Genomic DNA, 23111 nt, shown 5'->3' on the forward strand with positions numbered 1-23111 from the left:
GAGCATGCCCGGAACGATCTCTCGTTTCGACTACATCGACGCGGCACGAACGACAGGCGAGCGCTTCGCCGGACTCGTCCGTGACGTCGACACCCCTGATGCGCGCGTCGCATCCCGGCGGGGATGGTCACTGGCCGACTGCGTCGGCCACATCGCCTGCGAACCCTCCCGCTACCTCGACCTGGTGCATGGCAAAGACGAATGGCCCTGCCATCCAAGCTTTTTGGCCGATATCTACGCCAAGCAGATCGCCAACCTCCCCACCCGGGACACATGCACCCTGAGTGAGCGCTTCCTCGCCGACCTCGACGAACTCCTCGACACTGTGTCGCATTTCGGGGCACGCGTACCGATGATGCGCATCGGCGGACGTCAACGCGTACGCTCGGATACCGCGCTGGGAATCCTCATCGGAGAAATGGCCGTGCGGGGCCGGGACATCGCTCGTGCCGTCGGCGAGCAGTGGGAGATCGATCCGGCAATCGCCCCGTTGGTGACACGGGGTGGCCATCAGTTGCTGCGCCCGTGGGCCGACTCGCATCACTGCTGCGGCCATAACGCCACCTACGACATCCGCATCCGCCGCACCTCCGAGCGGATCATCTATCGGTTCGTCGACGGCCGTCTGGAGATCGACCCCACCGACCCGCCGCACCCGGACGTCTTCATCAGCATCGACGCCGAGACCGTCGTCCTCGCCGCGCACGGCCGCTTCTCGCCCGGGTCGGCGTTGTTGGGCGGCCGCGCCTTCGCCTGGGGCGCCAAGCCGTGGCTGGCACTCGGGCTCAACCGGCGACTCGCCGCGGCACGCAGTCAGACGATGACGTCCTGACTTCTTATAGCGATTCGCTGACCAGCACCGCCGCGGTGCCCGGCTCGAGCGCGTCGAAGATGTGCTCGACGTCTCCCGGATAGCCGATGTAGTCGCCAGGTGCGAGCTCGACGGGGTTGTCGGTCGGCCCGATCAATGCCCGGCCGGCGCTGAGCACCACGTGCTCGACGACGCCGCGTGCGTGCGGAGCCGATCGCCGCGGCGCGCCCGGTTCGGCCCGGATCAGATAGATGTCACGACGCGAACCGGGCGGTGCCGCCGACAGCAGCGTCGTCAGATAGTCGGCGTCGGCGGCCGCGATGACCGGCCCCTCCCCCGCACGCACTACCTCGACCCTGCGTTCCGGGGCGTCGAGCAGCGCCGAGAACTGGATTCCCAGCGCCGTACTGAGCGCCCACATCGTCTCCACACTCGGATTCCCGACGCCGGATTCGAGCTGGGACAAGGTGGACTTGCTGACCCCGGCCTGACGCGCGAGCTCGCCGAGCGACAGGCCGGCGCGGGTGCGCTCGCGCTTGAGTCCGGCGGCGACGAGCTTCTTCGGATCGACCGACGCCGAGGCACCCCCGGGCCTGGCGTTCGCTTCGTCGAACGATCGTTCTCCTTGACGTACAAGAGCCATGTGTTCATCATAGTGGCCATGCGTTCGCCAGACAGTACGACTCTTTCGGCCGGGAGGCTTCAACGGCCGTGGCGCGACCTGGACAGCGCCACCATCCGCGCCGTCGCGGTGATGTGTCTGTCGGTGATGGTGATCGGCATGTCCTACGGCGTCTCCGGGCACAGCGCCGGATTCGCGTGGTGGCAATTGGTGATCATCGCGACCGTCGTCCTGGCCGGGTCGTCGGAGTTCGTCTTCGTCGCCGTCCTCGCCGCAGGCGGCGCTCCGCTGCTCGGCGCGGCCGCCGGACTGCTCGTGAACACCCGCAACCTCGGTTACGGCTTGGCCGTCGGTCGCCATCTCGACCGCGGGATTCCGATGGTCGTCGGCGCACACCTGATCAACGACGAGACCGCCGCCCTGGCCACCGCCGAGACCGACCGCCGACGTGGGCGTGCGGTGTTCTTCCTCTGCGGCACAGGCATTCTCGTATGCTGGCCGCTCGGTGCGGCGCTGGGTGCCGCGCTCGGATCGCTCGTCGCCTCACCCGAGTCACTCGGACTCGACGCGGCGTTCCCCGCCCTGTTGGCCGCGCTGGCGCTACCCGCTCTGCGTGATCGCGCGACGCTGGCGGCCGCGCTCATCGGTGGCGCCGCGGCATTGGCGGCGACGCCGTTCGTGCCGGCCGGGCTGCCCGTGCTCGTCGCACTGGTCGGGGTGCTGGCGACCGTCCGCCACCGTTCCCGGACGTCGGCAACCGTGGCCGAGGACGAGTGTCCGGAGGCGGGCACGTCATGAGTCACTCCACCGGAATCATCGTCGGCGTCGCGGTTCTCGCGATCGGCACCTACCTGCTGCGCATCGCCGGCCCGGCGTTGCGTAACCGCATCCAGGTGTCGGCGCGCGCCGCCGCACTCATGGACCGCGCCGCCGTCGTGCTGCTCGTGTCGGTGGCCCTCACCGGAGCCCTCTACTCCGGCCACGAAGTGGTGGGGTGGGCGCGTCCGGCCGGTGTGGCCGTCGGAGTCGTTGCCGCACTGTGTAAAGCGCCGATCATGATGGTCGTGGTACTCGCCGCCGCGAGCGCCGCGGGACTGCGCGCGCTCGGCGTGGCGTGAGTGCGGGCGGGCCTTGGTAAGACCTAGGGCGTGTCTCCCAATTCTGAGTGTTGTTGTAGCGCATGATTTTGGGTGTGTCGAGATTTCAGGTGTTCACAGATGAGCAGTGGCTACTGCTCGAAGCCATCTTGCCATCGTCGGATGGTGTGCGGGGCCGTCCTTTTCGCGATCATCGGCAGGTGATCGAAGGAATCGTTTACCGGGCGCGCACCGGGTGTCCGTGGCGTGATCTGCCTGCGGAGTTCGGTCCGTGGCAGACGGTGTGGAAGCGCCATCGCCGCTACAGCGGGGATGGCACCTACGACAAGATTCTAGCTGCGCTGGCCGCCGATGCCGACGCGCGTGAGGTGCTCGAATGGACGGTGTCGGTCGATTCCACCGTCGCCCGCGCCCACCAGCACGCCACGACCCTCCCACGCCACACAGGGGGATCTGTCGAATTACACCAATCGTGGCGACGAGCCGGCTGACCACGCGCTGGGCCGCTCACGCGGCGGCATGACCTGCAAAGTCCACGCTCTGGTCGACGGACGTGGACTGCCACTCGTGGTCCTGTGTGGTCCAGGACAGGGCGGTGATTCGCCTATGCTCGAGCCCCTGCTCGACCAGCTCAAAGTCGCCCGTCGCGGACGTGGGCGGCCACGGACCCGCCCCGAGGCGATACTGGCCGACAAGGCCTACTGCGGGCGTGCCCACCGCGAAAACCTGCGCCGACGCGGCATCCGGGCCATCATCCCGCAACGCGACGATCAGATCGCCAACCGCAAGAACAAGGGCTCCGACGGAGGGCGCCCGATTTCCTTGGACAAAGAAGCCTACAAGGGCCGCAACGTCGTTGAGCGCTTCTTAAACCGCATCAAGCAGTGGCGCGCAGTCGCCACACGCTACGACAAACTCGCCCTAACCTACCGCGGCACAGTCCTTCTGGCCGGAATCCGACTCTGGACGCAAACCCTCACACAATAAGGAGACACGCCCTAGAACGCACTTCCCGTGATCGGCGCGGCCCGGTCACAGGGCACCGGTTTCGGGTGAGTCGGGTCGAGCGCGTTGAGCACGAAATACGCCGCCCGACGTGAACCGGCGAGACCCGCATGCTCGGTGTAGTCCACCGAACATCCTTGTTGCACAACGATGTTGTGGACATTCGCGCCACCGGGAAGCTGCCCGGAGGTATACGGGACGACGAGTTCGTCGAAACGCGTGCTGATATTGGTGTAGGTGATGTTGGGCAGATACACGCCACCGGCGCGCAGCTTGGTCAGAAACGGTGATGTCGGATCGAATTGGGCGCAGGCCTGACACAGCGGGAATTGTGCGTCGGTCAACCCGAGCCCACGCAGCAGAGGCATCAAGACGGCGGCGCCGCCGACATTGCTTCCCTGCCACAGCGGTGCCAGCGAGACGTACTTGTCGATCTTGTTCGCTCCACCGAGGAATTTCGCGTAGTAGTCCGGGATGACCGTGCCCTGGGAGTGGCCGACGATGTCGACCTTGCGGGCCCCGGTGGCCGCGAGGACCTTGTCGACGTAGGTGGCGAGCTGCGCCGCGCTCGACTCCATCGGCTTCATGCCGCCCACCGCGCTCACCGGCCACGGCGCTCCGTCGATTGCTCCGTAGGTCAGTGCGAAGACGCAATATCCCTGGTTCTTGAGCAGCGGCACGTAGGTGCCCCAGTTGGTTTGCTGTGAGCCACCCGTGCCGTGCACGAGCACGACCGGCTCCGGATGCGCCGGCGACGGCTTACAGCCGAAATCGTTGGAGCCGGGTAGGGAGCCGCCCGGGTGGGTGAGCTCGTCGGGGATACCGCCGAGGAAGTTGTAGGTCACCGGCAGATCGGCTCGGGCAATTCCGCCACCCGAGCCGAGGAGCAGCGTGAGTGCGGCGGCGAGCACACCGATGACGACGACGATCCCCCGGAATCTCATGCGAGCAACCTAGCAAGCGCTTGGGCGACGGATTGGGTGATCGCCGAAATCGGCGACGGACTCGTCGGTGTGTCGGCTACCGATCCGCGATCAGGTCGGCGAGCGCCTCGGGGACAACGCACAGGGTGTCGGCGATCTTCTGGACCGTCTCCGCATCATCGATTGCGCCGGTCAGGACGCCGCGCGCGTCATCGACGCCCACTCCGGACTCATCGGCGACCGCTTCGAAGGTGGGGTCGATCCCGACGTCGCCGAACATCGATTCGAACTTCGCGGGAACGCGGGTTGCAGTCATGGCGAAAGCGTACGCGGACCCTCCGATGTCAGGTATCGACGAAAAGTATGAGACCCTGGTTACGGGTCGTCGCATCGACGTCCCAAAGCAACAGGAAGAAGTAGCAGGATGGCACAGGGAACCGTCAAGTGGTTCAACGGCGAAAAGGGCTTCGGCTTCATCGCCCCCGATGAGCAGGGTGAGGACGTCTTCGTCCACTTCTCTGCGATCACCGGGAACGGATATCGCACCCTCGAGGAAGCCCAGCGCGTCGAATTCGACGTCGAGCAGGGCGCCAAAGGACTTCAGGCCACCAACGTGAGCGCTCTGTAAGAGTCTCGCTACGGCCTCTCGGCCCCGGCACCGATTCGGTGTCGGGGCCGAGCCGTATCCGGGCTCCGTCCACCGAGCCCATTACCCGCGCCCTTCCACCGGCCTGTCGCCTGCCGCTCGCCGTCTGCTGCTGTAGGGTCGAACCCGTAGCCCGCGCACACCGCGCGATGCAGCCACACACTCGCCTCGCTCATCACCGACGGCCGGTGTGGATCGTCACCCGTGAGAGATCCTCAACGATGACGGATTCTCGCAAATACCCTGACGAACGGCGTCACCCACAGACATCGAGGACCCCGATGGACCACAACCTCTTTTCACATCAAAACGAAAACCCCTCCCAGACAGACGATCTGACACAGAATCCGATGTCTTTCCAGCTCGTGTTCTCCGACACCGCAGAGCGCCGGGCCGCGGATTCGGCACGCGATTCGAGTGGTCGCCGATCCGGCCGATAGCCGGCCCGCCGACCCCGGTCGGCCACGCTTCATCACCTCCGCCGTCGTAAAGATTTGGACTCCGCCGTCGGCGGTCTTCTCCTGCGATTGCGCCGCCTGCTGTAGAGTCGACCTGGTAGCCCGCGCACACCGCGCGACCCGGCCGCACGAACATCTCACTCAGTGTGGCGTCGCACGACGCCGACGGCTCAGATCGCCGCACAGTCGATGCCACGCGACGCGTCCACCCGCCGATCGGGCCGGTGGCCGACTTCTGCTCTCGCACAACACGTCAGCCCGACCACTTCCACTGCCGTCGCGCAGCACCACAGATCGAGGCACTTGTGTCCCCCACCCGAGAAATCTCGGCCCCCCGCAACGAATTCGTGAGTTCTTACACGGAGTTGGCCGCCGAGGTTCGCGCCTCCGGCCTTCTCGACCGTCGCCGCAACTACTATCTGGTCCGGGTCGTCGCCACATCGGCGAGTTTCTGCGCACTCTGGACGATGGTTCTCCTCCTGGGTGAGTCGTGGTGGCAACCGGCACTCGCCGTGCTGCTCGCAGTGGTCAGTACCCAGTTCGGTTTCCTCGGGCACGACGGTGCCCATCGTCAGATGTTCGCCTCGGCTGCGGCCAACGAGTGGACGGCTCGCATCGTGGCGGCGCTGGGCGCGGGACTCTCGCTGCACTGGTGGCGCGGCAAACACAATCGTCATCACAAGGCGCCCAACCAGATCGGGACCGATCCCGACATCGTCGACGGCCCCATCGCCTTCGTTCCCGACGTCGCGGCGCAGCGGTCGGGCATCGCCGCGTGGCTCACACGTCGCCAGGGCTGGTTCTTCTTTCCGTTGTTGACCCTTGAGGGCGCCGCCCTGCACGTGGCCAGTATCCAAGGACTCACATCCAAAGCACCTGTGCCGCATCGAGTATTGGAGCTATCACTCATCGTGGTCCGGCTCGGCCTGGCGACCGTCCTGCCCTTCGTGGTGATGACGACGGCCCAGGCCGTCGTGTTCGTTCTGCTCCAGATGGCCGTGTTCGGCGTTCTGCTCGGCGGCGCCTTCGCCCCCAACCACAAAGGTATGCCGTTGGTACCCAAGGATGTACGTGTCGATTTTCTGCGCCGGCAGGTACTCATGTCACGCAACATCCGCGGCGGGCGGATCATCGACTTCATGATGGGTGGCCTGAACTATCAGATCGAGCATCACCTCTTCCCCAGCATGCCGCGCCCCAACCTCGCCAAGGTCCGACCGCTCGTGCAGGCGCATTGCGCGCGCCACTCGGTCACCTACACCGAGACGTCGCTGATCGACTCCTACGCCATCGTCGTCCGATACCTCAACCAGGTCGGGCTCGGCGAACGCGATCCGTTCACCTGCCCCCTGGTTCGCATGTATCGCTGAGAGCCCGTCACACACTCTCAGACCCGTACGTCCCCGACCCCCACTTCCCCGACCCCCTTCTCGCCGACCCCATATTCGCCGACCTCGGCCGACATCCGAGCCGAGAGGTGGTAATTCATCACCGCCAGTGCGACGAGGCCGACGGCGAGGTTACTCAGGGCGCCGAATCCCTCGAGCGCGAAGTCGACCAGCGCATTGCTCAGCGTGAAGATCAGCGCGGCGAGTCGCAGCAGACGGAGCGGCCAGGCCCGTTCGGTGCGTCGGCGGGCGATCATTCCCGGTATCGAGATCAGCGCCGTCGCAATGCCACTGATGAACAGAATCCATGCGGCGTGCCGGTTTCGACTGAGTTCGAGGTACAGGTGGAGTTCGCCGCTGTCGACGTGTCCGACGAACAGTTGCCACGCCCCGAGCACGGTCGCCCACAACGAGGTGATCACCAACAGGGCGCCGAACACCGTCACCCAGCGCGGACTGCGCGCGAACCCGGGAATCAACCGCACGGCCCGAGCCCGCAACGCCACGAGCCGGTCGGGACCGGTGGCGCTGGTGGACAGCAACTCTCGGATCGTGGCGATCTGCGTCGGGTCGCCACCTCGATCGGCGGCATAGGCGAGAAACCACTGTGCCTGTGTACGTCGACGGGGCGGCAAACCATGACTCACCCCGTCGGCGGCGATCGACGCGGCGTTCGCAAGCGCCTCGGCCACGGTCGGTTTCGCGAGATCTCGGACCACCCTGCTGATCAGCAGCACGACCACGACGAGGATGTACATGATCTCCGCCGACGGTCCGTAGAAGTAATCGTTGTTCTTGGTGACGAATTTGCCGACCTCGTCGAGGAACAGCCCGAATCCGATGCCGCCGAGGGCAACCGCAGCAAGGCGAACGGTGGCACCGAGAAACAGCCACCCGACGATCAGCGCGATCATCATCAGCGCTCCACCCCACAGCGCATGCGCGATGTGTAATGTGCCGCCACCGATCTGCGGATAGCCGGTGAGCTGAAGATAGGCACGCGTGACGAGAATCGTGCCGATGGTGTATATCAGAAACCATTCGACGGTCGTGGTTCCGTAGGCGCTACGGACCACGACCGCCGTTCTCTGGGGCCGTGACATCGCCCGATTATCCCGGTTCGACGTCGGCAGAATGTCGGTTTCGGCGGGTTCGCCTCCAGACCTCACCCCCCGCTGGTCCGGCACATTCCGCGTCGATGATGCCCCCTACTGCAACACCACCGACCGGCCCACCGATCGCGCACTCCGGCATTCGCCATCATGCCCACGAGAAACCCAACCACAGCTCACCGAATTCGGCAAGATGAAGATTTCCATCACTTTCGTGAATCGCGAGAGTGGGTAAGTCCGCCCGTCGAAATCAGCGGGCGGTGGCGATACCCAGCGACGGAAAGAAATAGCACGTCGCGTTGCCCTTGTTGACGGTGCCGTAGATCGCCGAGAGCACAGTTCCCGAACCGGTGTCGACCAGGCCGCCGCGTACGCCGTTGGACGGCAGTGCGTTCACCACCGAGGCGAGCGCCTTGTTTGCCACGGTTTGCGCCTCCGGAACCCCGGCGGCCTGAAGTCGCTTTGCCACGGCGTTGACGAGAGTTTCGGCCAAGCCGCTCATCGGCGCCCCCAACCCGCCTTGGAAGGTGTTGACGTTGAACCACGCCACCTGCATTCCCGACTTGTTGCCGGAGTCGTTGAACGTGCCGACCGGAACGAAGCCGTAGAGGACCTCACCCTTCCGGACGGCGTTGATGTCACCGACGACAGGAAAGGTCAAATTGCCCAAGCCCGGCGTATACGGCCCCGCAATCGCCCCGCCGAGCGCAGATGGGAAGGTGAAGTCGGTGCAGGCACCGATGGTCGGGGTGAACGGGGTGATGCCCAGCTTCTTCAGAACGGCGTTCGCCGCGCCGATTCCGTCGATCACACTCGCCGCGTCCTGGGGGTGCGGGGTGATCGCGTCGAGAGCCTGCTTGGCGGCCAGCGCTTCTCCGGTCGGTGCCGCCGACGCCGCGGGTGCGCCCAATGCAGAACCCGCGACAAGCGCTACGGACACGGTGGCCGCGGCCACGAGGCTGCGGAAGCTGATCTTCATTGAGTACTCCTCGATCGACGGTTCCCGACGTCGGACAATATCGCAGTCGGCGGGCGATACCGCAGTCGGAGGGCGGCAGCGAGAGAATTCTTGCCTTTCACCGAATGGGCCGGTTCGTCCGGTCAACGGATACCGAGCACGGTCGATTCGAGCGCACAATCGACACAATTGTCGCTCGCTTCTCCTTCACATGCTCTCAGCCCGCGACTTCCTCTGCGCAAAGGAGGCCCCACCAGTGACAGCGCCATTCGGTCCACCACCCCCTTTGCCGGTCCCTCCCAGCCGCAAGAAGCGTCCGTTGGCGATCGGGCTGGGGATCATCACGGTCCTGATACTCATGTTGTTCTCGTGCGGGGTCGGATCCGCCATGCACGGCAGCGACAAGGCGGCCGCTCCAGCGACGCGGACCGTGGTCAGTACGGTCACCGCGACGATGACCGAGACCACCACCGCCTCCGCCGTCGCGAGCACCACCACGCCGGCGCCCACCACCAGCGAGCCAACGGGCGGCCCGACCGTGGCGCGCGGGCTCATCCCCCAAACGACGACCCCGACCACCGATGCGCCGGCGGCGCCGACCACCGACGAGGGATCGAGCGTCTACTACAGCAATTGCGCCCAGGCACGCGCCGCCGGAGCAGCGCCGCTGCATGTGGGAGACCCCGGCTACCGATCCGGACTCGACCGCGACGGCGACGGAGTGGCTTGCGAATCCTGATCGCGCGCTTGGGTGTTCACTCGATCGTTCGCGGCCCCCGCGTGCCGCCACCACCGGTCGGGGAATCTGGTCGAGTCCCGCCGATACGAATACAGATCCCACCGATCCGCCGCGACACGCCGCGAATCCTTGGTTCGCCACGGCGTGTCTGCGTCAACCATATTTGCATCCGGCTGGGCCGCCGGCCGCGAACCCGAGTCGACCGATCAATCAGCCCACGTCGAGTATCGCGTCGAAACAGTTGTCGGACAAGGGTTTTCGGGTCTTCAGCGGCCCCAGCCGTTGCCATTGAAGGGCATGATCGGTCCGCGCTCCCCATCCTCGTTGCGAGGCGCGATCGGTGAGTACCCACCACTTGTCGAGTGATAGGCGCGCTTCTCACGTCGCGGGATCAGCTTGCTGAGCCGATCACGCCAGCCTCCGTGCCCGCTCCCGCGTCCCATGGAGCCAGGTTACGACCTCTCGCCGTCGCTCGGCCACCGTTCGGTGATCAGCTCGACCATCTCGTCGACCCAGGCGTCGTCGAGCGCGGCATCGCTGCGAATGAGGATGCGGAAGATCGCGGTGCCCGCGACGACCTCGGCGAGCATCGGCAGTCGATCGTCGTCGCGACGTTCCTGACCGAAGCGGGACTCGAAGGCGGTGAGGTCGCCGGCCAGCCTGGCGATCATCTGGTTGTGCACCTCAGGCGACGCCACGGTGTCGGCAATCAGCCCGGGTAGCGCCACCCGCACCTCTGGCCGGTTGAACATCGAGCGCACGATCTCGACGAGCGCGCGGATGTCCTGTCGGACGTCCCCGGACCCCGTCGGTGGCGTCAAGACCTCCGCCGACAACACCGCCTCGTGGACCAACTGTGCCTTACCCGACCATCGCCGGTAGATGGCTGCCGTGGTCGTTCCGGCACGTGCGGCAATCGCCGACAACGACAGCGCGGGATAGCCGGTCTCGAGAATCAGCTCGCGGGTGGCGGCGATGATCGCGGCGTCGATCCGGCCATCGCGGGGCCGCCCCGCCGGCGTCGACCTCTTGTTATCGCCTTGGCGATCTGGTGTCATGGATCACAGTCTAGTTCCAATGCAATGTGCATCGTATTGATAGGGAGTTTCGGTGGAGCTGAGCCCACTCGACGAGTATCCGATCCATCAGACACCGGCCCCGATCACCTGGCCGGCCACCTCCGACCGGAACTTCTACGATCGCTCGTACTTCAACGTGCTCGCCCGGCAAGGCCGTTTCATGGCCTTGACCGGCATCGGCTACTACCCGCGTCTGGGCGTCAAGGACGCCTACTTCGTCGTCCGCCGCGGCGACACCCAGACCGCTGTTCATCTGAGCGACGCGATCGACGACGACCGACTCCACCAGAACGTCAACGGATATCGCCTCGACGTCGTCGAGCCGCTGCAGGAGATGCATCTGACCCTCGCAGAGACCGAGGGCATCGCCGCCGACCTCACCTGGCGTGGACTGTTCCCGGCAGCGCTGGAGAAGCCGCACACCATGCTCACCGAGCGGCGAGTGACGTTGCAGGCGTGCCGCTTTGCCCAGGTGGGTTCCTGGGAGGGATGGATTGACGTCGACGGGGAACGACTGACCGTCGAGCACGACACCAGTGTGGCGAGCCGCGACCGGTCGTGGGGTATCCGGCCGGTCGGTGAGCCGGAACCGCCCGGACGTCCCGACACCGCTTTCCGCGGAATGTGGTGGCTCTACCTGCCCTTGGCGTTCGACGACTTCGTCCTGTTCCTCATCCTGCAGGAGGACCCCGACGGTCACCGTAGTCTCTACGACTGCACCCGTCGGTGGCGCGATGGGCGAATCGAGCAACTCGACGGCGTACGGGTCACCATCCACTACACCGCCGGGACCAGGATTCCGCACGGCGCGCACATCGAGTTCCTCAATCGCGCGGGCGAGCAGATCTCCCTCGACGTCGAGTCGAAGTTGTTCGCGCCCATCGCCTTCGGGTCGGGATACGGTGGCGATTCGACGTGGGCGCACGGCACGTGGAAAGAAGGGTCATTCGCCGAACGCGTCACCTTCGATCTGACGGACGGGCAGGTGATGGCCCGCGCACCCTTCAGCCTCATCGATCACGTCGGGAGTGCGATGTGCACCGAAGCCAACGGCCGACAACACCGCGGCGCAGGCCTGTTCGAGCACGGCATCATCGGCCCACACCATCCGTCGGGCTTCTCCGACTGGACCGACGTGGCGAAGTAGGGAACCCCATGAAGATCATGACTGCACTCTTCGGACCCACCGACGCCGTGGACCGGGCCAAGCTCCTCAAGGAGGCCGGCGCGTCCGGCGTCTTCACCTTCGAGGGACCGTTCGATGTGTTCACTCCCCTGGTGCTGGCCTCGTCGGTCGACGGACTCGACCTCATGTCCAACGTCGCGATTGCTTTCCCGCGCAACCCGATTCAACTCGCCCACCAGGCAAATGACCTGCAATTGCTCAGCAAGGGACGGTTCATCCTGGGGCTCGGCACCCAGGTGCGCGCACAGATCGAGAAACGCTACGGTACCGAGTTCGATCGGCCGGTCGAGCGCATGACGGAGATGGTCGGTGCATTGCGTGCGATCTTCGCGACGTGGAACGACGGCGAACGATTGTACTTCCGCGGTGAGTACCATCGCCACACGCTGATGACCCCGACGTTCAACCCCGGCCCCAATCCGTATGGGCCGCCGCCGATCTATCTGGGCGCGTTGGGTCCTCGGCTCACCCGTGTGACGGCCGAGGTGGCCGACGGTCTGTTGGTGATGCCGTTCGGGTCCAAACGCTTCCTACACGGAACGACACTGCCCGCAGTACGCGACGGGCTTGCCAAAGCCGGGCGAGCAGCGGACGACTTCACGGTGATCCCCGAGATCATCGTGTCGGTCGCCTCCGGCCACGACGATGACCACACCTCGACGCGAATGTTGCTGGCCTTCTACGGTTCCACCCCCGCATACCGACCTGTGCTCGACGCGCACGGATGGGGCGACCTGCAGCCCGAACTCAACGCGATGTCCAAACAAGGGCGTTGGCAGGAGATGGCGGCGCTCATCGACGACGAGATGCTGCACACCATCGCGGCATGTGGGACGCCGGCCGAGATCGCCGCGCACATCCGCGACCGCGTCGACGGTGTCTCCGACAGCATCTGTCTCTACCAGCCAGGCCCGATCGCCGTCGAGGCACTCGCCGAAATCGTTGATGCGCTGGGTGGTTCGCGATGACAGCGGCCACCGTCGAGTTCGACGACATCACCGACGACCGGTACGGCGGCAAAGCCGCCGGCCTCGCGCGTCTGCGCGCTCTGGGGCTGCCCGTCCCGGTCGGTTTCGTGGTCGCGGATGCCCCGGTGGACGGATCTCTCGACCGCGTGATGGCCAGGTTCGGCGAGATGGCCGCCGCCGGAACGACTCCGGTGGCCGTGCGGTCCTCCGCGGCCGGGGAGGACGGGAGCGAACAGTCCTTCGCCGGCCAATACGACACCGTGCTCGGCGTCGACTCCATCGACGCCTTGACCGAGGCCATCCACACGTGCGCCGCCTCGGTGCACTCCGCGCGCGCGTCCGCCTACAGCGGTCACACCGCGGCGACCATGAATCTGGTCGTCCAGCGAATGGTCGACTCGCGCGCCGCCGGAGTGGTGTTCACCGCAGATCCAGCGTCGGGTCGCCGCGACCTCATGGTGATCGATGCCGTCGCCGGACTCGGTGAGGCGCTGGTCGACGGAACCTCGGCTCCCGATCACCTCGTCCTCGACGAGGAGGGTGCACCGGTGGTCGCGGAATACGTTGCCGCTCCGGTCTTGTCACCGCAGGAGATCGACCTGATCAGGGCGGGTGCGCTGCGCGCGGCGCACGAATGGGGCACACCGATGGACCTCGAATGGGCCATCGACCGGTCGGGCGACCTCTGGTGGTTGCAGGCCCGACCGATCACCACCTTGCCGGGCGATCTCAACGAGATGGACTCCCCCGTCGCCGGCGCCGACCACGTGTACACGCGGTGCAACATCGGCGAGATGATGCCGGGCGCGTTCTGCCCGTTGACCGCGTCGGTGTCCGGATTCGCGATCGACTATGCGATGCAGACGATTCAGGTCGTCGCGCGGGCACAGGAGGGTTACCACACGCCGTGGCTGCAGGTCGGATACTTCTACGGCCACATGTTCCTCAACCTCACCGAGGGCACGGCGCTGAGTTCCGGGATTCTGGGGAACTCGCTGGAACAGTTCTCGACCTCGATCTGCGGCCGCGTGGTCGACGAGCTGCAACCGAAACCGGCACAACCATTCTTGCGCAAGCTCGGCAACACGATCAGGCTGACCACCCATGCGCTGACGGTGGGGCCGGCGATCCGCCGGATGCCTTCTGACATCGCCGGTTTCCGGGTTCCGACCAGCTTGGACCCACGAGTCGTGCTGCGGCAGTTGGACGACGGTGTGGAGTTGTACTGCGACTTCACGCTCACGCACGTCCGTTCGTCGTCACGCGCGGCCGTCGCGGCCAATGTCCTCGAGAGCGTGATGGTTCGCCAGGCGGTCACCGACGGCCGTGATGAGGACGAGGGCAAAGCTCAGGCCGCCCGTCTCATGGCGGGGGCGTCGGGGGTCGAGAGCGCAGAGATGCTCGGCGAACTCGATGCGGTCGTGCAGAAGATTGCGGCCGACACAGCCATCGCCGACGAATTCCTCTCCGCAGCACCGGATGACGCGGTCACCGCATTGCGCGCGGCGCCCGGGGACGCGGGAGTCGCCTTGCGGAAGTTCTTGGAGCGCCACGGCCATCGCGGATACCGGGAACTGTGCATGCGCGACCCGTCCTGGGCCGACGATCCCGCCGGGCTGGGAACGATGATGCAGGTCATGGTGCGATCGGCGACCGAGCAGCGCGGTCGGGAGCCGAGCCGCGCCCCGACACCCGAGCACTCGTCGTCGACGATGCGCCTCCTGGCACGCCTGGCGCAGGGCGGCGCGCGTGGACGCGAGGAGACGAAATCGCGGATGGCGTTGATGGCCCACCAACTCAAGCGGGGCTACCGCCATCTCGGCGAGGTGCTCGCCGAGAGCGGTCGGCTCCCCGACGCCGATCTCGTCTTCTTCTTCGATCGGACCGAGTTGCGGCGGGTCGTCGACGCCGACGACATCACCGACCTCGTACAGAGCGCCATTCGACGACGAGAGGCGTTGTCATTTCAGGACTCTCTCGAATTCGACGACGTCTCGGTCGGGCGGCCGTCCCCGCGCCTGACCGTCGCCGAGCGTGACATCGCCGACGACCGGATCGTGGGTCGACCGGCGAGCAGGGGCGTCGTGGAAGGCACAGTGCGAGTGGCGAAAACGATCGGTGAGGCGCGCGATATCCGGCCCGGGGAGATCCTCGTCGCGCCGGTCACCGACGTCGGATGGACGCCGTACTTCACCGTGATCGCCGCTCTGGTCACCGACATCGGGAGTTCGGTCTCCCACGGTGCCGTGGTCGCCCGCGAATACGGCTTACCCTGCGTCGTGAACACCCTGGTCGGCACTCACCTGCTCCGGACCGGTGACCGAGTGCGAGTGGATGGGGACCGTGGGGTCGTGGTGCGGCTCGATCACGACGAACCTTGTTGATGTCAGGAACCATTGACGTGACGAACCGGCCTACACCAGGCTCCCGATCAAGGACGACCGCAGATCATCGTGGCGCTCCGGACACGCCGACGGTTGCCGAATCGACGCCTGCGAGACAGTCGTCCAGCCAGTCGTAAACGACCGCGTCCCACGCCTTCTGCCCCACGCCGCCGCAGTGTCCGGAGATGCCGGTACCCGCCACGGGCGTGCATATCATCTTGTGTTCGACTGCCAGTGCATTGTAGAGCTCCGCACCGTGCCCACCGACAGGATCTCCGGGAGACTCGATGATCATTGTGGGACAACCGATGTCGGCGGCTCGATCGGTCATCGTGTAGGTCGTGAGTTCCGCGAGGTAGTCGGCAATGGTGCGCACTCCATGGGATGCCATGCGTGCACCGAAGAAGTCGGCCCGTTTCCGGCTGACCCGGCTCAGGGCCGTCATGAGCGGTGCCGCGATACGGCCCTTCCAGCCACCGGGGATCTTCGCCCCCATGTCGGGTTGGGCGGGGTCGCAGATCATCGCGACGATGCGGGGCTCGGAGGCCACCGCACGTGGGATGAGATACCCGGCGAAGGAACGGCCCATGGCGACGATCCGTTGGGGGTCGACGCCTGGTGCGGCGATCAGCCAGTCGACGATCGGCGATAGGACGTGCTCGTAGTCCGGTCGAAAGAAGATGCGGTGCAGATAGAGTGACGCTCCCTGGCCTGGTCCTTCCACGCTGAGAACGTTGTACCCACGCGTGAGCGCGCCTTGGGCGAAGACCCATCCCGATTCGGCAGTGGAGTCGTATCCGCAGGGCATCACGATGGTCGGAGAAAGTCGATTCAGGTCGGTCACCGGCCGGAAGAGCCAGGCGTGAATGCCGGTGCGGCCGCCGACCGTGGACCGACTGTCGGCGTACGGAATCGCGACCTCGTCGGCGACGATGGGCACCGAGGTGTGCGGCAACAGTTCCATGGCGTGACGGAAGGTGTCGCAGTGCGCGTGATAAGCGTCGTGCAACCGCTGATCATCGAGATCGGCACGAAGGAAGTAGTACGCCTGCCGGTAGTACTCACTGGCACGAAGGTACGACTGATGGGCGGTGACGAGGTGGCCGGTGACGTGTGCTGTCTCGGCGGATTCCCGCACCGATTCGGCGCGGGCCATCCAGTGCGTGTACCAGCGTTGCGTGTTGTACCTCCCGCCGATCAGGTCAGCGGTGGCGTGGGCTTCGCCGAGATCGGCGGCGCCGACGACCGCGGCCTGCCGTGTGCGACTGAACTGTCCGTCAAACTCTTCGTCGGACATCGCCAGGTGCTGTGTCATGAGTACCTCCATGGTGGTTGTCGGATCACGAGGTCCGTCGACCCTGGTCGTGATGTGACAAGAAGACCGTGCGGTCCTCACAAAACGCTCACATGCCGGCGAAGCGCTCGTGATCACCCATGACGAGTGCGTCTCGCGCATCGGCAGTACCTGCGCGCCACCCCTGGTCGAAGGCCGTGTTCTCGTCGTCGCGGCACCGGCGGATGGCGTCGTGCGTGAACGGATGACGCGGCCACTCCATGCCCGCGTCCAGCGCGTAGGTGCGTGCGACCGCGAACGCCCGGCCGGCGCGGTTCACTTCACCGGCCGCGGCCAGGTGGTTGCCGCGCTGTTCGACCGTGTCACAGATCTGAACGCCCCCGGCGTCAAGGTATGCGTGAAACGCCTGGTCATTCCAGCGAAGTCCCATGCGGGTGTCGCCGTTGAGCAGACCTCGGATGCCCAGCATCACGGCCGCGAGATGGATGGCCAGTGGATCGCCCAGTTCGGCTCCGAGCGCGAGTGCGGTGTGGGCATGGTGCGTGCCTTCCGCCACGTTGCCGGCCGTCAGCTCGCACAGTGCCTTGGTTGCGGTCACGATGGCTGCCTCGCGACAACCCGTGACCAGTGCGTCCCAAGCCCGCTGCGCGAAGATGCCGGCCAGGGCATGGTCGTCACCTGTCCAACTCGCCAGGGCGAGAAACGCGAAGCGCCGGCAGCCGACGTCGGGGTCCTGGTCGTCCACGACGATCGCCGCGTCGAGGTCATCGGGTGACAACGCGGTCAGATGCCGGTGGGCTTCGGCAGTCTGCTGACTGAATGCCGACGCTGCACCGAGACAGGCAGTCACCATCGCGCTCGTACGCGCCGAACACCCGCCCCGCGAACAGGTTTCGGATGCGATGCGGAGCAAGCGGATACCGGCGGCGAGACGTCGGCAGAGGTACCAGTACGGGCCGAGCTGTTCGATCAGGTCGATGTGGGTGTCGAGGCGAGCGGGGTCGCTCACGACGGACTCGAGAAAGGCGAGCACCGTGGAGACATCATTGTCGACGCGGGCGAGGTCTCGCGCCGACGACATGGTGCTGTGCATCGGAGTCGTGGCCAGAAGCGCGGTGACTGCGTGGTCTCGTCGTCGTACCGCCTCGAGTGCAGCTGGTCGGTCGAGTACTCGAGCGTGCTCGGCGATCGTGTCGAGAATGGTGAATCGGGTCGGCCGGAGTCGGTCTCCACGGATGGGCCACAACAATGATCGGCGACACAGTTCAGCCAGGTCATCGGCGACGTCGGCGCCGCACACGGCTTCGGCCAGCTCCGAGGTGAACGGACTGCGCAGAGCGGTGAGGCGGAGATACCGGCGCGCCACGCCGACGCTCAGGGACTCGTAGGCCAGCCGGAAAGCGCGGTCGATCGGCTCGGGGACCGCACTTCCGAATTGGTCGGCCACTTCCCGCACCGAGAACGTCGCCATCCGGGCCGCGGCGAGTTCGAGACCCAGTGGCAATCCACCCATCGCCGTACAGATCCGGTCGAGATCGTCGAGGTCGGCGGGGTCGGGATCGAAGACGCCACGGGCAACGCGGATACGGTCGACGAGAAGTTGCTGAGCGGGTGACGGGCCGCCGGTGCGACCGATGTCGACGGTCAATGGGTGCACGGTCAGCACCCGCTCGCCCCGTACCCCCATTGGTCCGCTTGAGCCGAGAATCGTCACTGCGGCGCACCGTTGCAGAATCGCGTCGACTACGTCGGCGTCCTCGGACGACATGGGGCCGTCGAGGACAAGTAGCACTGACATCGTCGCCAGATGATCACACACCTGATCGAGACCTGCGGTGGAGTCTGCCGCGGGCTGGATTCGCATCGTGGTGAGGACGGTCTCGGCCACGCCCGCATCGGTGCTCCGGTCGATGAACCACACGCCATCGTCGAACGAATCGGCAACGCGCCGTGCCGCTTCCAGCGCCAGGCGCGTCTTGCCGACACCCGGGATGCCATCGAGCGAGACGGCGCGTTCCGATTCGAGCAACCGCACAGTCTCGGCCAGTTCGGAGGTGCGCCCGACGAACGACGTGTGTTGCGACGGCAGATGGAGCCGCCTGACGCTCCGATTGTGCTGGCCGAGAGCGTGGCGATGAGCTGCACGAATTTCGTCTCCCGGGGTGACGCCGAGTTCGGTCGCGAGGAGTTCGCGAACGTCGCGGTAGGCGGTGAACGCCTCGGCGCGTTGGCCGGTCGCGGCGAGGGCCGCGATCTTCAGCGCCCACGCGTGCTCATCGAGCGGGTCCCGGGTGATCAATGCTTGGGCCTCCTCGATCGCCCGATGGTGCTGACCCGATTCCGCACTCAGATCGGCACGACGGGTCAACAACGCTGTGCGGATGACGTCCAGCTGCCGACGGGCCCGATCGAGGCCTGGGGAGGGCGCAACCGTGGTGAACGGCTCGCCGCGCCACGTCGAGAGCACCGCGTCGAGTGCCGACGGGTCCACCACAGCGCCACTGAGCACCGCGACGCCGGCAGCATCGAAATCGATCGAGTCCACCGACACCTCATCGAGATCGAGCCGATACCCGGCGCGTTCGGTGATGATCACTGCCGGAAAGCCCTCCGGTACCAACGCCTTCCGCAACCGCCACATCTGCGATTCCAGCGTCCGCTGGGTCTTTGCCGGCTCTTCCGGAATGACGGTGCGTAGAACGGGTTCTTGTGGCCACAAGATGTAGGGGTGATCAAGCATCGCTGTGGGCGGGTGGTGTGGCTGAAGGTGTAGGCGGGTCCTGCGGTGTGAGGATGAAAGCTCTGACACAACCAGCCTGACACCGACAGGACCGACCCATGACGCAGCGTAGCGCTATTGCCGACACCATTTGCCGCACCATCGAACTTGGCGTGACGATCACCGACGCCGCGATCGATGCCGAAGACCAGACACACCTGTTCTGCCAGGTCGTGGCCCCGAAAGACGCGTGCCCGTCGTGCAGGCCGGTCGACTGCGTGATCACGTGGACCGTGAGGTTGCTGATCTGCCGATCGTCGGGCATCCGACGCGCCTGCACCTGAAAGTGCCGCGTTACGCTTGCACCAACGCCGAGTGCACAACATCGGTCTTCCGGGCCGACATCAGCACGATCGCGGCGCCGCGAGCCCAGGTCACTCGCCGTACCACCGCCTGGATCATGCGGTCGATGATCTTCGACAAGATGAGCGTGTCGGCTGTCGCTGCCTCGGTCGGGCTGAGCTGGAACACCGTCAACACTCTGGCCCTCGATGCGGCCCACACCCTGGCGTCGGTACCGGCCCGTCTGGCCGGAGTGCGAGTCTTGGGGGTCGATGAGCACAAGTGGAAACATGTTCGCGGCAAGGGCGATTCGAGTTTCGTCACCGTGTTGGTCGACCTCACCCCGGTCGTTGACGGCACCGGGGCGGCCCGGTTGTTGGATATGGTCGTTGGCCGGTCGAAAGCCGTCTTGAAGGCCTGGCTCGGTGCCCGCGATCAGTCATTTCGCGACCGCATCCGGGTCGTCGCGATGGACGGGTTCACCGGCTATCGCACAGCCACCGATGAAGCGCTCGACAAGGCGCGCCCGGTGATGGATCCGTTCCACGTGATCCACCTCGCCGCAGAGAAACTCACATTATGTCGTCAACGCGTGCAACAGGTTACGTGCGGACACCGTGGCCGGTCCGGGGATCCGTTGTTCGGTATCCGACGGACTCTGCTCACCCGCATCGGGTTGCTCACCGACAAGCAGAAGACCAGACTGCGTACCGGCCTTGACGCTCACGAGGAGCATCTGGCCGTCTCGGTCACCTACGCGATCTATCAAGAGTTGATCGATGCCTACGACCAGGAACGCAAGCGGGACGGGAAGATCTTAATGTACAAGGTGCTCAAGAAGATCCACACCGGCCTGCCGGCCGGTCTGGCCGAACTCGCCCAGCTCGGCCGATCGCTGTGGGCTCGACGCAAAGAGATCCTGGCCTACTTCGACACCGGCGCCTCCAACGGCCCCGTCGAAGCGATCAACGGCCGACTCGAACACCTCCGCGGCATCGCCCTGGGCTTCCGCAACCTCACCCACTACATCTTGCGGTCACTCATCCACTCAGGACAGCTCGCAGAACACCTGGACGCACTCTGAATCCGGAAGAGCCTCTTTGCCGGGGCGTCGGCGCCCCACACCTCGGCGATGAACGTAGACGCGGGTACCGGCCTCCCGGCGTGAGCACACAGCAGCGCGATATCGTCCGAGGCTTGGTGCCGCCAGGATTGACAATGACACCATCCCGCCAGACCACCATCTCGCCGAGATCCCCGATCACATACATGACGGGTCTCGCGCAGAGCTACTCGATGCGACTGGATTCTTCACTTGCTATTCCTGGTCACTCACCCCGGCTGGTTTTGCCTCTGCGACGCAGGGAAAGTCGGCTGTTTCCAGCTCGTTCTCTGACTCGCCGAGCAGTGCCTCCACTACCGGTGTCAGGTCCGATGTCACGGGATGATCGTAGACTCACAGCCGTGGCCTACCGCGACCTCTCGCCGTCGCCGACGGCGTCTCCTGCGAATGACCCCACGGCATTGTCAGCGAAACACTGATCTGCAGCGAGCCCACGGCGTAGTCTCAATCAGCGAAGGTTGTTCATCGTCGGGGGGCCATGCACACGTGGTGGCGGCCTTCACGCAACCGCTGAGCCCGTCCCGGAGTGGACGCCGGGCGGACTCAGAGCGATTGGAACGAACATCTACCTTTTCTGTCCTGCCCCGGGGCAAGGATTCATCTGTTCAGATGACAGAGGTTTCCTCACCACACGACCACTACGCGGACGCATCGCTGCGAGCGCTACTTGCAGGGTCGGCCGATGGTGACCGCACTGCGTTCGCCAAGCTCTACGACCTGACCAGTGCCCGCATCTACGGGCTGGTGCTGCGGGTGATCCGTGACACCTACTATGCCGAAGAGGTTGTGCAAGAAGCGTTTCTACAGTTCTGGCAGCAAGCGCGATTGTACGAACCCGACCGCGGGTCGGTGATGACGTGGATGATGACGATCGCTCACCGCCGTGCGATCGACCGCGTCCGTACCGAAGAACTGCAACGCAGTCGGATCGTGGAGGCCGGCATCGCGCAGGCCTCGATAACAGCACCGTTGCCCCTCGAGGTCGTGATCGACACCGAGGAAGCTCGAGAGGTTCATGCGTGTCTCCATGACCTCACCGCGCTGCAACGATCCAGCATCGAGATGTCCTACCTCGACGGTATGACCTACCCCGAAGTGGCTGCGGCCACCGGTACGCCACTCCCGACGATCAAATCGCGGATACGTGATGGCTGCGTCGTCTCCGGGACTGTATGCAGGAGTGCGACTGACGGTCTGCCGATAGGCGATTCCTACTTCGTTACGCGTTCCCATACGTGCGAGACGTCGTGCTTCGCATCCTCTAAGGCGGAGATCACCTGCTCAAGAATGGATACCGGGATACTAATTGTACGCGGGTTGGTGTGATCACTGATGAGCAGCGCCACGTCTTGGTCGGTCAGCTCATTGTCGGCACGTTGCAGCGTCTTGACCGTCGTGGCGATTTCCACGCCGCGGTACTCCGTGCGTCGTGTGGCCCACCATTTTTCGGTCGTCCCATCTGAGTTTTCGAATGCACGCTCTGGACTCAGCTTCATCGCTGAAGCCGCGGGCCGGCGAAGGTGCCGGAGGCCGAAGGATAGGTCTCGTCGCCGGAATCTCTTGTGCTGGAGAATAGTTGAGGGTAAACAGTAACGTGCGATCGCTGAATTGAGTTCATCGTGTCCTGTTGGTCGAGTGGGAGAGCCTTGAATCAGGGGGCGCTCTCGAACGGCACGTCCGACAATGTGCCGCCGCGTTCGGCGGCGAGGAGGACCTGTCTCCCAACCTGCGCCGCGTCCGTCAGGGCAACGTCTGTGGCCAACAGGATCACTGGGTGCGAATCGCTGTCGAGGATCGACGGCTGTAGGCTGCCGGATCGGTGCGCGGTGCGGAGGGCGAGAAGATCGCCGATAGCCTTGTTTGTGCCGTTGGGGGTGGTGTCCTGGTGAAAACGGATGTCCCATTCCGGCAGGGCACCCACCGAGGTAGATTCGAGTTCCTCGTCATTGATGCCGGATACAAGAACGTGCGGGCGTGACGAGTGCCCTGGCCGGACACGGTGGTAGTCGCGCATATGTCCATACAGACGGCTACGCGGGGTGGTGTTGAGAATATGAGAACTGGTGATCATTACGAGTTCACCTGACTGGCCACAGCAAAGTGGTCCTTGTGACGCCGGAGGCGCCGACAGATACCTGTCAGATATGAGGCTCCGGCTGCAGTCAACAGTACTCTATTTTCAGCCGAGGCTGGATCAGCGGTCAATCTGACCCCAGCTCGTGACCTCACGGTGGAGGTCTGGACCGTCTCGAGGGGG

The 23111-nt window shown here is 65.3% G+C and carries 21 protein-coding genes and 2 pseudogenes; 12 read left to right on the forward strand and 11 right to left on the reverse strand.

The genetic code is table 11. From position 1 onward, the window contains the following. Positions 1-4 precede the first annotated feature (4 nt). Positions 5-832 carry a maleylpyruvate isomerase N-terminal domain-containing protein gene (locus tag GOPIP_RS10265; RefSeq protein ID WP_035727687.1) on the forward strand — a complete coding sequence of 276 codons (828 nt, stop codon included), beginning with the start codon at positions 5-7 and terminating at the stop codon, positions 830-832. Positions 833-836: 4 nt separating this feature from the next. Here GOPIP_RS10265 and GOPIP_RS10270 read toward each other — a convergent pair whose 3' ends face one another. Then, on the reverse strand, positions 837-1454 hold the full coding sequence (locus GOPIP_RS10270; protein WP_006369593.1) for a helix-turn-helix domain-containing protein: 618 nt from the start codon (positions 1452-1454) through the stop codon (positions 837-839). An 18-nt stretch (positions 1455-1472) separates the two neighbouring features. Here GOPIP_RS10270 and GOPIP_RS10275 point away from each other — a divergent pair, with 18 nt between their 5' ends. The 3 genes from GOPIP_RS10275 (at position 1473) to GOPIP_RS28575 (ending at position 3517) form a co-directional block, all read left to right on the forward strand. After that, positions 1473-2231, forward strand: a complete 759-nt coding sequence (locus GOPIP_RS10275; RefSeq protein WP_050955253.1) for an AzlC family ABC transporter permease — start codon at positions 1473-1475, stop codon at positions 2229-2231. Beyond that, positions 2228-2551 (forward strand): AzlD domain-containing protein, encoded by a 324-nt coding sequence (locus tag GOPIP_RS10280; protein WP_006369595.1) that lies wholly within the window; start codon positions 2228-2230, stop codon positions 2549-2551. The genes GOPIP_RS10275 and GOPIP_RS10280 overlap by 4 nt, the downstream gene beginning before the upstream one ends. Positions 2552-2625: 74 nt before the next feature. After that, positions 2626-3517, forward strand: a protein-coding gene (locus tag GOPIP_RS28575) for an IS5 family transposase (RefSeq protein ID WP_373278833.1) whose coding sequence is annotated in 2 segments (ribosomal slippage) — positions 2626-2958 and positions 2960-3517 — 891 coding nt in all. Because the reading frame shifts where the segments join, the coding sequence is not laid out codon by codon here. An 11-nt stretch (positions 3518-3528) separates the two neighbouring features. Here the strand turns inward: GOPIP_RS28575 and GOPIP_RS10295 are convergent. Together GOPIP_RS10295 and GOPIP_RS10300 are read right to left on the reverse strand one after the other, a co-directional pair. Next, entirely contained in the window at positions 3529-4479 is a 951-nt protein-coding gene (locus GOPIP_RS10295) for an esterase/lipase family protein (RefSeq protein ID WP_006369598.1), read from the reverse strand. Positions 4480-4555: 76 nt separating this feature from the next. Then, on the reverse strand, positions 4556-4774 hold the full coding sequence (locus tag GOPIP_RS10300; protein WP_035727666.1) for a hypothetical protein: 219 nt from the start codon (positions 4772-4774) through the stop codon (positions 4556-4558). 108 nt (positions 4775-4882) lie between these two features. Here GOPIP_RS10300 and GOPIP_RS10305 point away from each other — a divergent pair, with 108 nt between their 5' ends. Both GOPIP_RS10305 and GOPIP_RS10310 read left to right on the forward strand, forming a co-directional pair. Beyond that, positions 4883-5086, forward strand: a complete 204-nt coding sequence (locus tag GOPIP_RS10305) for a cold-shock protein (protein WP_006369600.1) — start codon at positions 4883-4885, stop codon at positions 5084-5086. Between the two features lie 781 nt (positions 5087-5867). Continuing rightward, on the forward strand, positions 5868-6932 hold the full coding sequence (locus tag GOPIP_RS10310) for a fatty acid desaturase family protein (RefSeq protein ID WP_035727689.1): 1065 nt from the start codon (positions 5868-5870) through the stop codon (positions 6930-6932). 17 nt (positions 6933-6949) lie between these two features. Here GOPIP_RS10310 and GOPIP_RS10315 read toward each other — a convergent pair whose 3' ends face one another. Together GOPIP_RS10315 and GOPIP_RS10325 are read right to left on the reverse strand one after the other, a co-directional pair. Further along, the gene (locus GOPIP_RS10315) at positions 6950-8053 is read right to left on the reverse strand and encodes a hypothetical protein (protein ID WP_035727668.1); all 1104 of its coding nucleotides are present in this window, start codon (positions 8051-8053) and stop codon (positions 6950-6952) included. A gap of 259 nt (positions 8054-8312) precedes the next feature. Further along, positions 8313-9041 carry a hypothetical protein gene (locus tag GOPIP_RS10325; protein WP_006369603.1) on the reverse strand — a complete coding sequence of 243 codons (729 nt, stop codon included), beginning with the start codon at positions 9039-9041 and terminating at the stop codon, positions 8313-8315. A 235-nt stretch (positions 9042-9276) separates the two neighbouring features. Here GOPIP_RS10325 and GOPIP_RS10330 point away from each other — a divergent pair, with 235 nt between their 5' ends. After that, positions 9277-9759 (forward strand): excalibur calcium-binding domain-containing protein, encoded by a 483-nt coding sequence (locus GOPIP_RS10330; protein WP_006369604.1) that lies wholly within the window; start codon positions 9277-9279, stop codon positions 9757-9759. A 266-nt stretch (positions 9760-10025) separates the two neighbouring features. Here GOPIP_RS10330 and GOPIP_RS29050 read toward each other — a convergent pair whose 3' ends face one another. Both GOPIP_RS29050 and GOPIP_RS10335 read right to left on the reverse strand, forming a co-directional pair. Beyond that, entirely contained in the window at positions 10026-10202 is a 177-nt protein-coding gene (locus GOPIP_RS29050) for a hypothetical protein (protein ID WP_168436299.1), read from the reverse strand. 9 nt (positions 10203-10211) lie between these two features. Then, on the reverse strand, positions 10212-10817 hold the full coding sequence (locus GOPIP_RS10335; RefSeq protein ID WP_006369605.1) for a TetR-like C-terminal domain-containing protein: 606 nt from the start codon (positions 10815-10817) through the stop codon (positions 10212-10214). Positions 10818-10869: 52 nt separating this feature from the next. On the opposite strand from GOPIP_RS10335, the gene GOPIP_RS10340 reads away from it, so the two are divergent. From GOPIP_RS10340 to GOPIP_RS10350, 3 genes are read left to right on the forward strand one after another with little or no spacing between them, the layout of a single operon-like run. After that, positions 10870-11985 carry an Rv3169 family protein gene (locus GOPIP_RS10340; RefSeq protein ID WP_006369606.1) on the forward strand — a complete coding sequence of 372 codons (1116 nt, stop codon included), beginning with the start codon at positions 10870-10872 and terminating at the stop codon, positions 11983-11985. Positions 11986-11993: 8 nt separating this feature from the next. Next, a complete protein-coding gene (locus GOPIP_RS10345) occupies positions 11994-12992 on the forward strand; it encodes a TIGR03617 family F420-dependent LLM class oxidoreductase (protein WP_006369607.1) in 999 nt (332 codons plus the stop codon). Further along, positions 12989-15376, forward strand: a complete 2388-nt coding sequence (locus GOPIP_RS10350) for a PEP/pyruvate-binding domain-containing protein (RefSeq protein WP_006369608.1) — start codon at positions 12989-12991, stop codon at positions 15374-15376. The genes GOPIP_RS10345 and GOPIP_RS10350 overlap by 4 nt, the downstream gene beginning before the upstream one ends. A gap of 64 nt (positions 15377-15440) precedes the next feature. On the opposite strand, the gene GOPIP_RS10355 is transcribed toward GOPIP_RS10350, so the two are convergent. Together GOPIP_RS10355 and GOPIP_RS10360 are read right to left on the reverse strand one after the other, a co-directional pair. Beyond that, positions 15441-16691: an alpha/beta hydrolase family protein gene (locus GOPIP_RS10355; RefSeq protein WP_006369609.1), complete on the reverse strand. Its 1251-nt coding sequence runs from the start codon at positions 16689-16691 to the stop codon at positions 15441-15443. Positions 16692-16779: 88 nt separating this feature from the next. Continuing rightward, a complete protein-coding gene (locus tag GOPIP_RS10360; protein WP_244421134.1) occupies positions 16780-19311 on the reverse strand; it encodes an ATP-binding protein in 2532 nt (843 codons plus the stop codon). Between the two features lie 197 nt (positions 19312-19508). On the opposite strand from GOPIP_RS10360, the pseudogene GOPIP_RS10365 reads away from it, so the two are divergent. Together GOPIP_RS10365 and GOPIP_RS10370 are read left to right on the forward strand one after the other, a co-directional pair. Continuing rightward, positions 19509-20815, forward strand: a pseudogene (locus GOPIP_RS10365) (ISL3 family transposase). A gap of 648 nt (positions 20816-21463) precedes the next feature. Further along, positions 21464-22044, forward strand: a pseudogene (locus tag GOPIP_RS10370) (sigma-70 family RNA polymerase sigma factor). Between the two features lie 21 nt (positions 22045-22065). On the opposite strand, the gene GOPIP_RS29805 reads toward GOPIP_RS10370, so the two are convergent. Then, complete coding sequence (locus tag GOPIP_RS29805) at positions 22066-22350, reverse strand: hypothetical protein (RefSeq protein ID WP_081482494.1); 285 nt, start codon at positions 22348-22350, stop codon at positions 22066-22068. A 155-nt stretch (positions 22351-22505) separates the two neighbouring features. Continuing rightward, positions 22506-22925, reverse strand: a complete 420-nt coding sequence (locus GOPIP_RS29055; RefSeq protein WP_035727678.1) for a hypothetical protein — start codon at positions 22923-22925, stop codon at positions 22506-22508. Between the last annotated feature and the right edge of the window lie 186 nt (positions 22926-23111).

The organism is Gordonia polyisoprenivorans NBRC 16320 = JCM 10675, from assembly GCF_000241325.1.
GTDB lineage: Bacteria > Actinomycetota > Actinomycetes > Mycobacteriales > Mycobacteriaceae > Gordonia > Gordonia polyisoprenivorans.

Bases quoted from the DNA above. Each gene is read 5' to 3' on its own strand.
- GOPIP_RS29055 (WP_035727678.1), bottom strand. From the start codon at position 22,925: ATGATCACCAGTTCTCATATTCTCAACACCACCCCGCGTAGCCGTCTG.
- GOPIP_RS10360 (WP_244421134.1), bottom strand. From the start codon at position 19,311: ATGTGGCGGTTGCGGAAGGCGTTGGTACCGGAGGGCTTTCCGGCAGTG.
- GOPIP_RS10315 (WP_035727668.1), bottom strand. From the start codon at position 8,053: ATGTCACGGCCCCAGAGAACGGCGGTCGTGGTCCGTAGCGCCTACGGA.
- GOPIP_RS29050 (WP_168436299.1), bottom strand. From the start codon at position 10,202: ATGGGACGCGGGAGCGGGCACGGAGGCTGGCGTGATCGGCTCAGCAAG.
- GOPIP_RS10325 (WP_006369603.1), bottom strand. From the start codon at position 9,041: ATGAAGATCAGCTTCCGCAGCCTCGTGGCCGCGGCCACCGTGTCCGTA.
- GOPIP_RS29805 (WP_081482494.1), bottom strand. From the start codon at position 22,350: ATGAAGCTGAGTCCAGAGCGTGCATTCGAAAACTCAGATGGGACGACC.
- GOPIP_RS10275 (WP_050955253.1), top strand. From the start codon at position 1,473: ATGCGTTCGCCAGACAGTACGACTCTTTCGGCCGGGAGGCTTCAACGG.
- GOPIP_RS10280 (WP_006369595.1), top strand. From the start codon at position 2,228: ATGAGTCACTCCACCGGAATCATCGTCGGCGTCGCGGTTCTCGCGATC.
- GOPIP_RS10265 (WP_035727687.1), top strand. From the start codon at position 5: ATGCCCGGAACGATCTCTCGTTTCGACTACATCGACGCGGCACGAACG.
- GOPIP_RS10350 (WP_006369608.1), top strand. From the start codon at position 12,989: ATGACAGCGGCCACCGTCGAGTTCGACGACATCACCGACGACCGGTAC.
- GOPIP_RS10345 (WP_006369607.1), top strand. From the start codon at position 11,994: ATGAAGATCATGACTGCACTCTTCGGACCCACCGACGCCGTGGACCGG.
- GOPIP_RS10335 (WP_006369605.1), bottom strand. From the start codon at position 10,817: ATGACACCAGATCGCCAAGGCGATAACAAGAGGTCGACGCCGGCGGGG.
- GOPIP_RS10295 (WP_006369598.1), bottom strand. From the start codon at position 4,479: ATGAGATTCCGGGGGATCGTCGTCGTCATCGGTGTGCTCGCCGCCGCA.
- GOPIP_RS10355 (WP_006369609.1), bottom strand. From the start codon at position 16,691: ATGACACAGCACCTGGCGATGTCCGACGAAGAGTTTGACGGACAGTTC.
- GOPIP_RS10300 (WP_035727666.1), bottom strand. From the start codon at position 4,774: ATGACTGCAACCCGCGTTCCCGCGAAGTTCGAATCGATGTTCGGCGAC.
- GOPIP_RS10270 (WP_006369593.1), bottom strand. From the start codon at position 1,454: ATGGCTCTTGTACGTCAAGGAGAACGATCGTTCGACGAAGCGAACGCC.
- GOPIP_RS10305 (WP_006369600.1), top strand. From the start codon at position 4,883: ATGGCACAGGGAACCGTCAAGTGGTTCAACGGCGAAAAGGGCTTCGGC.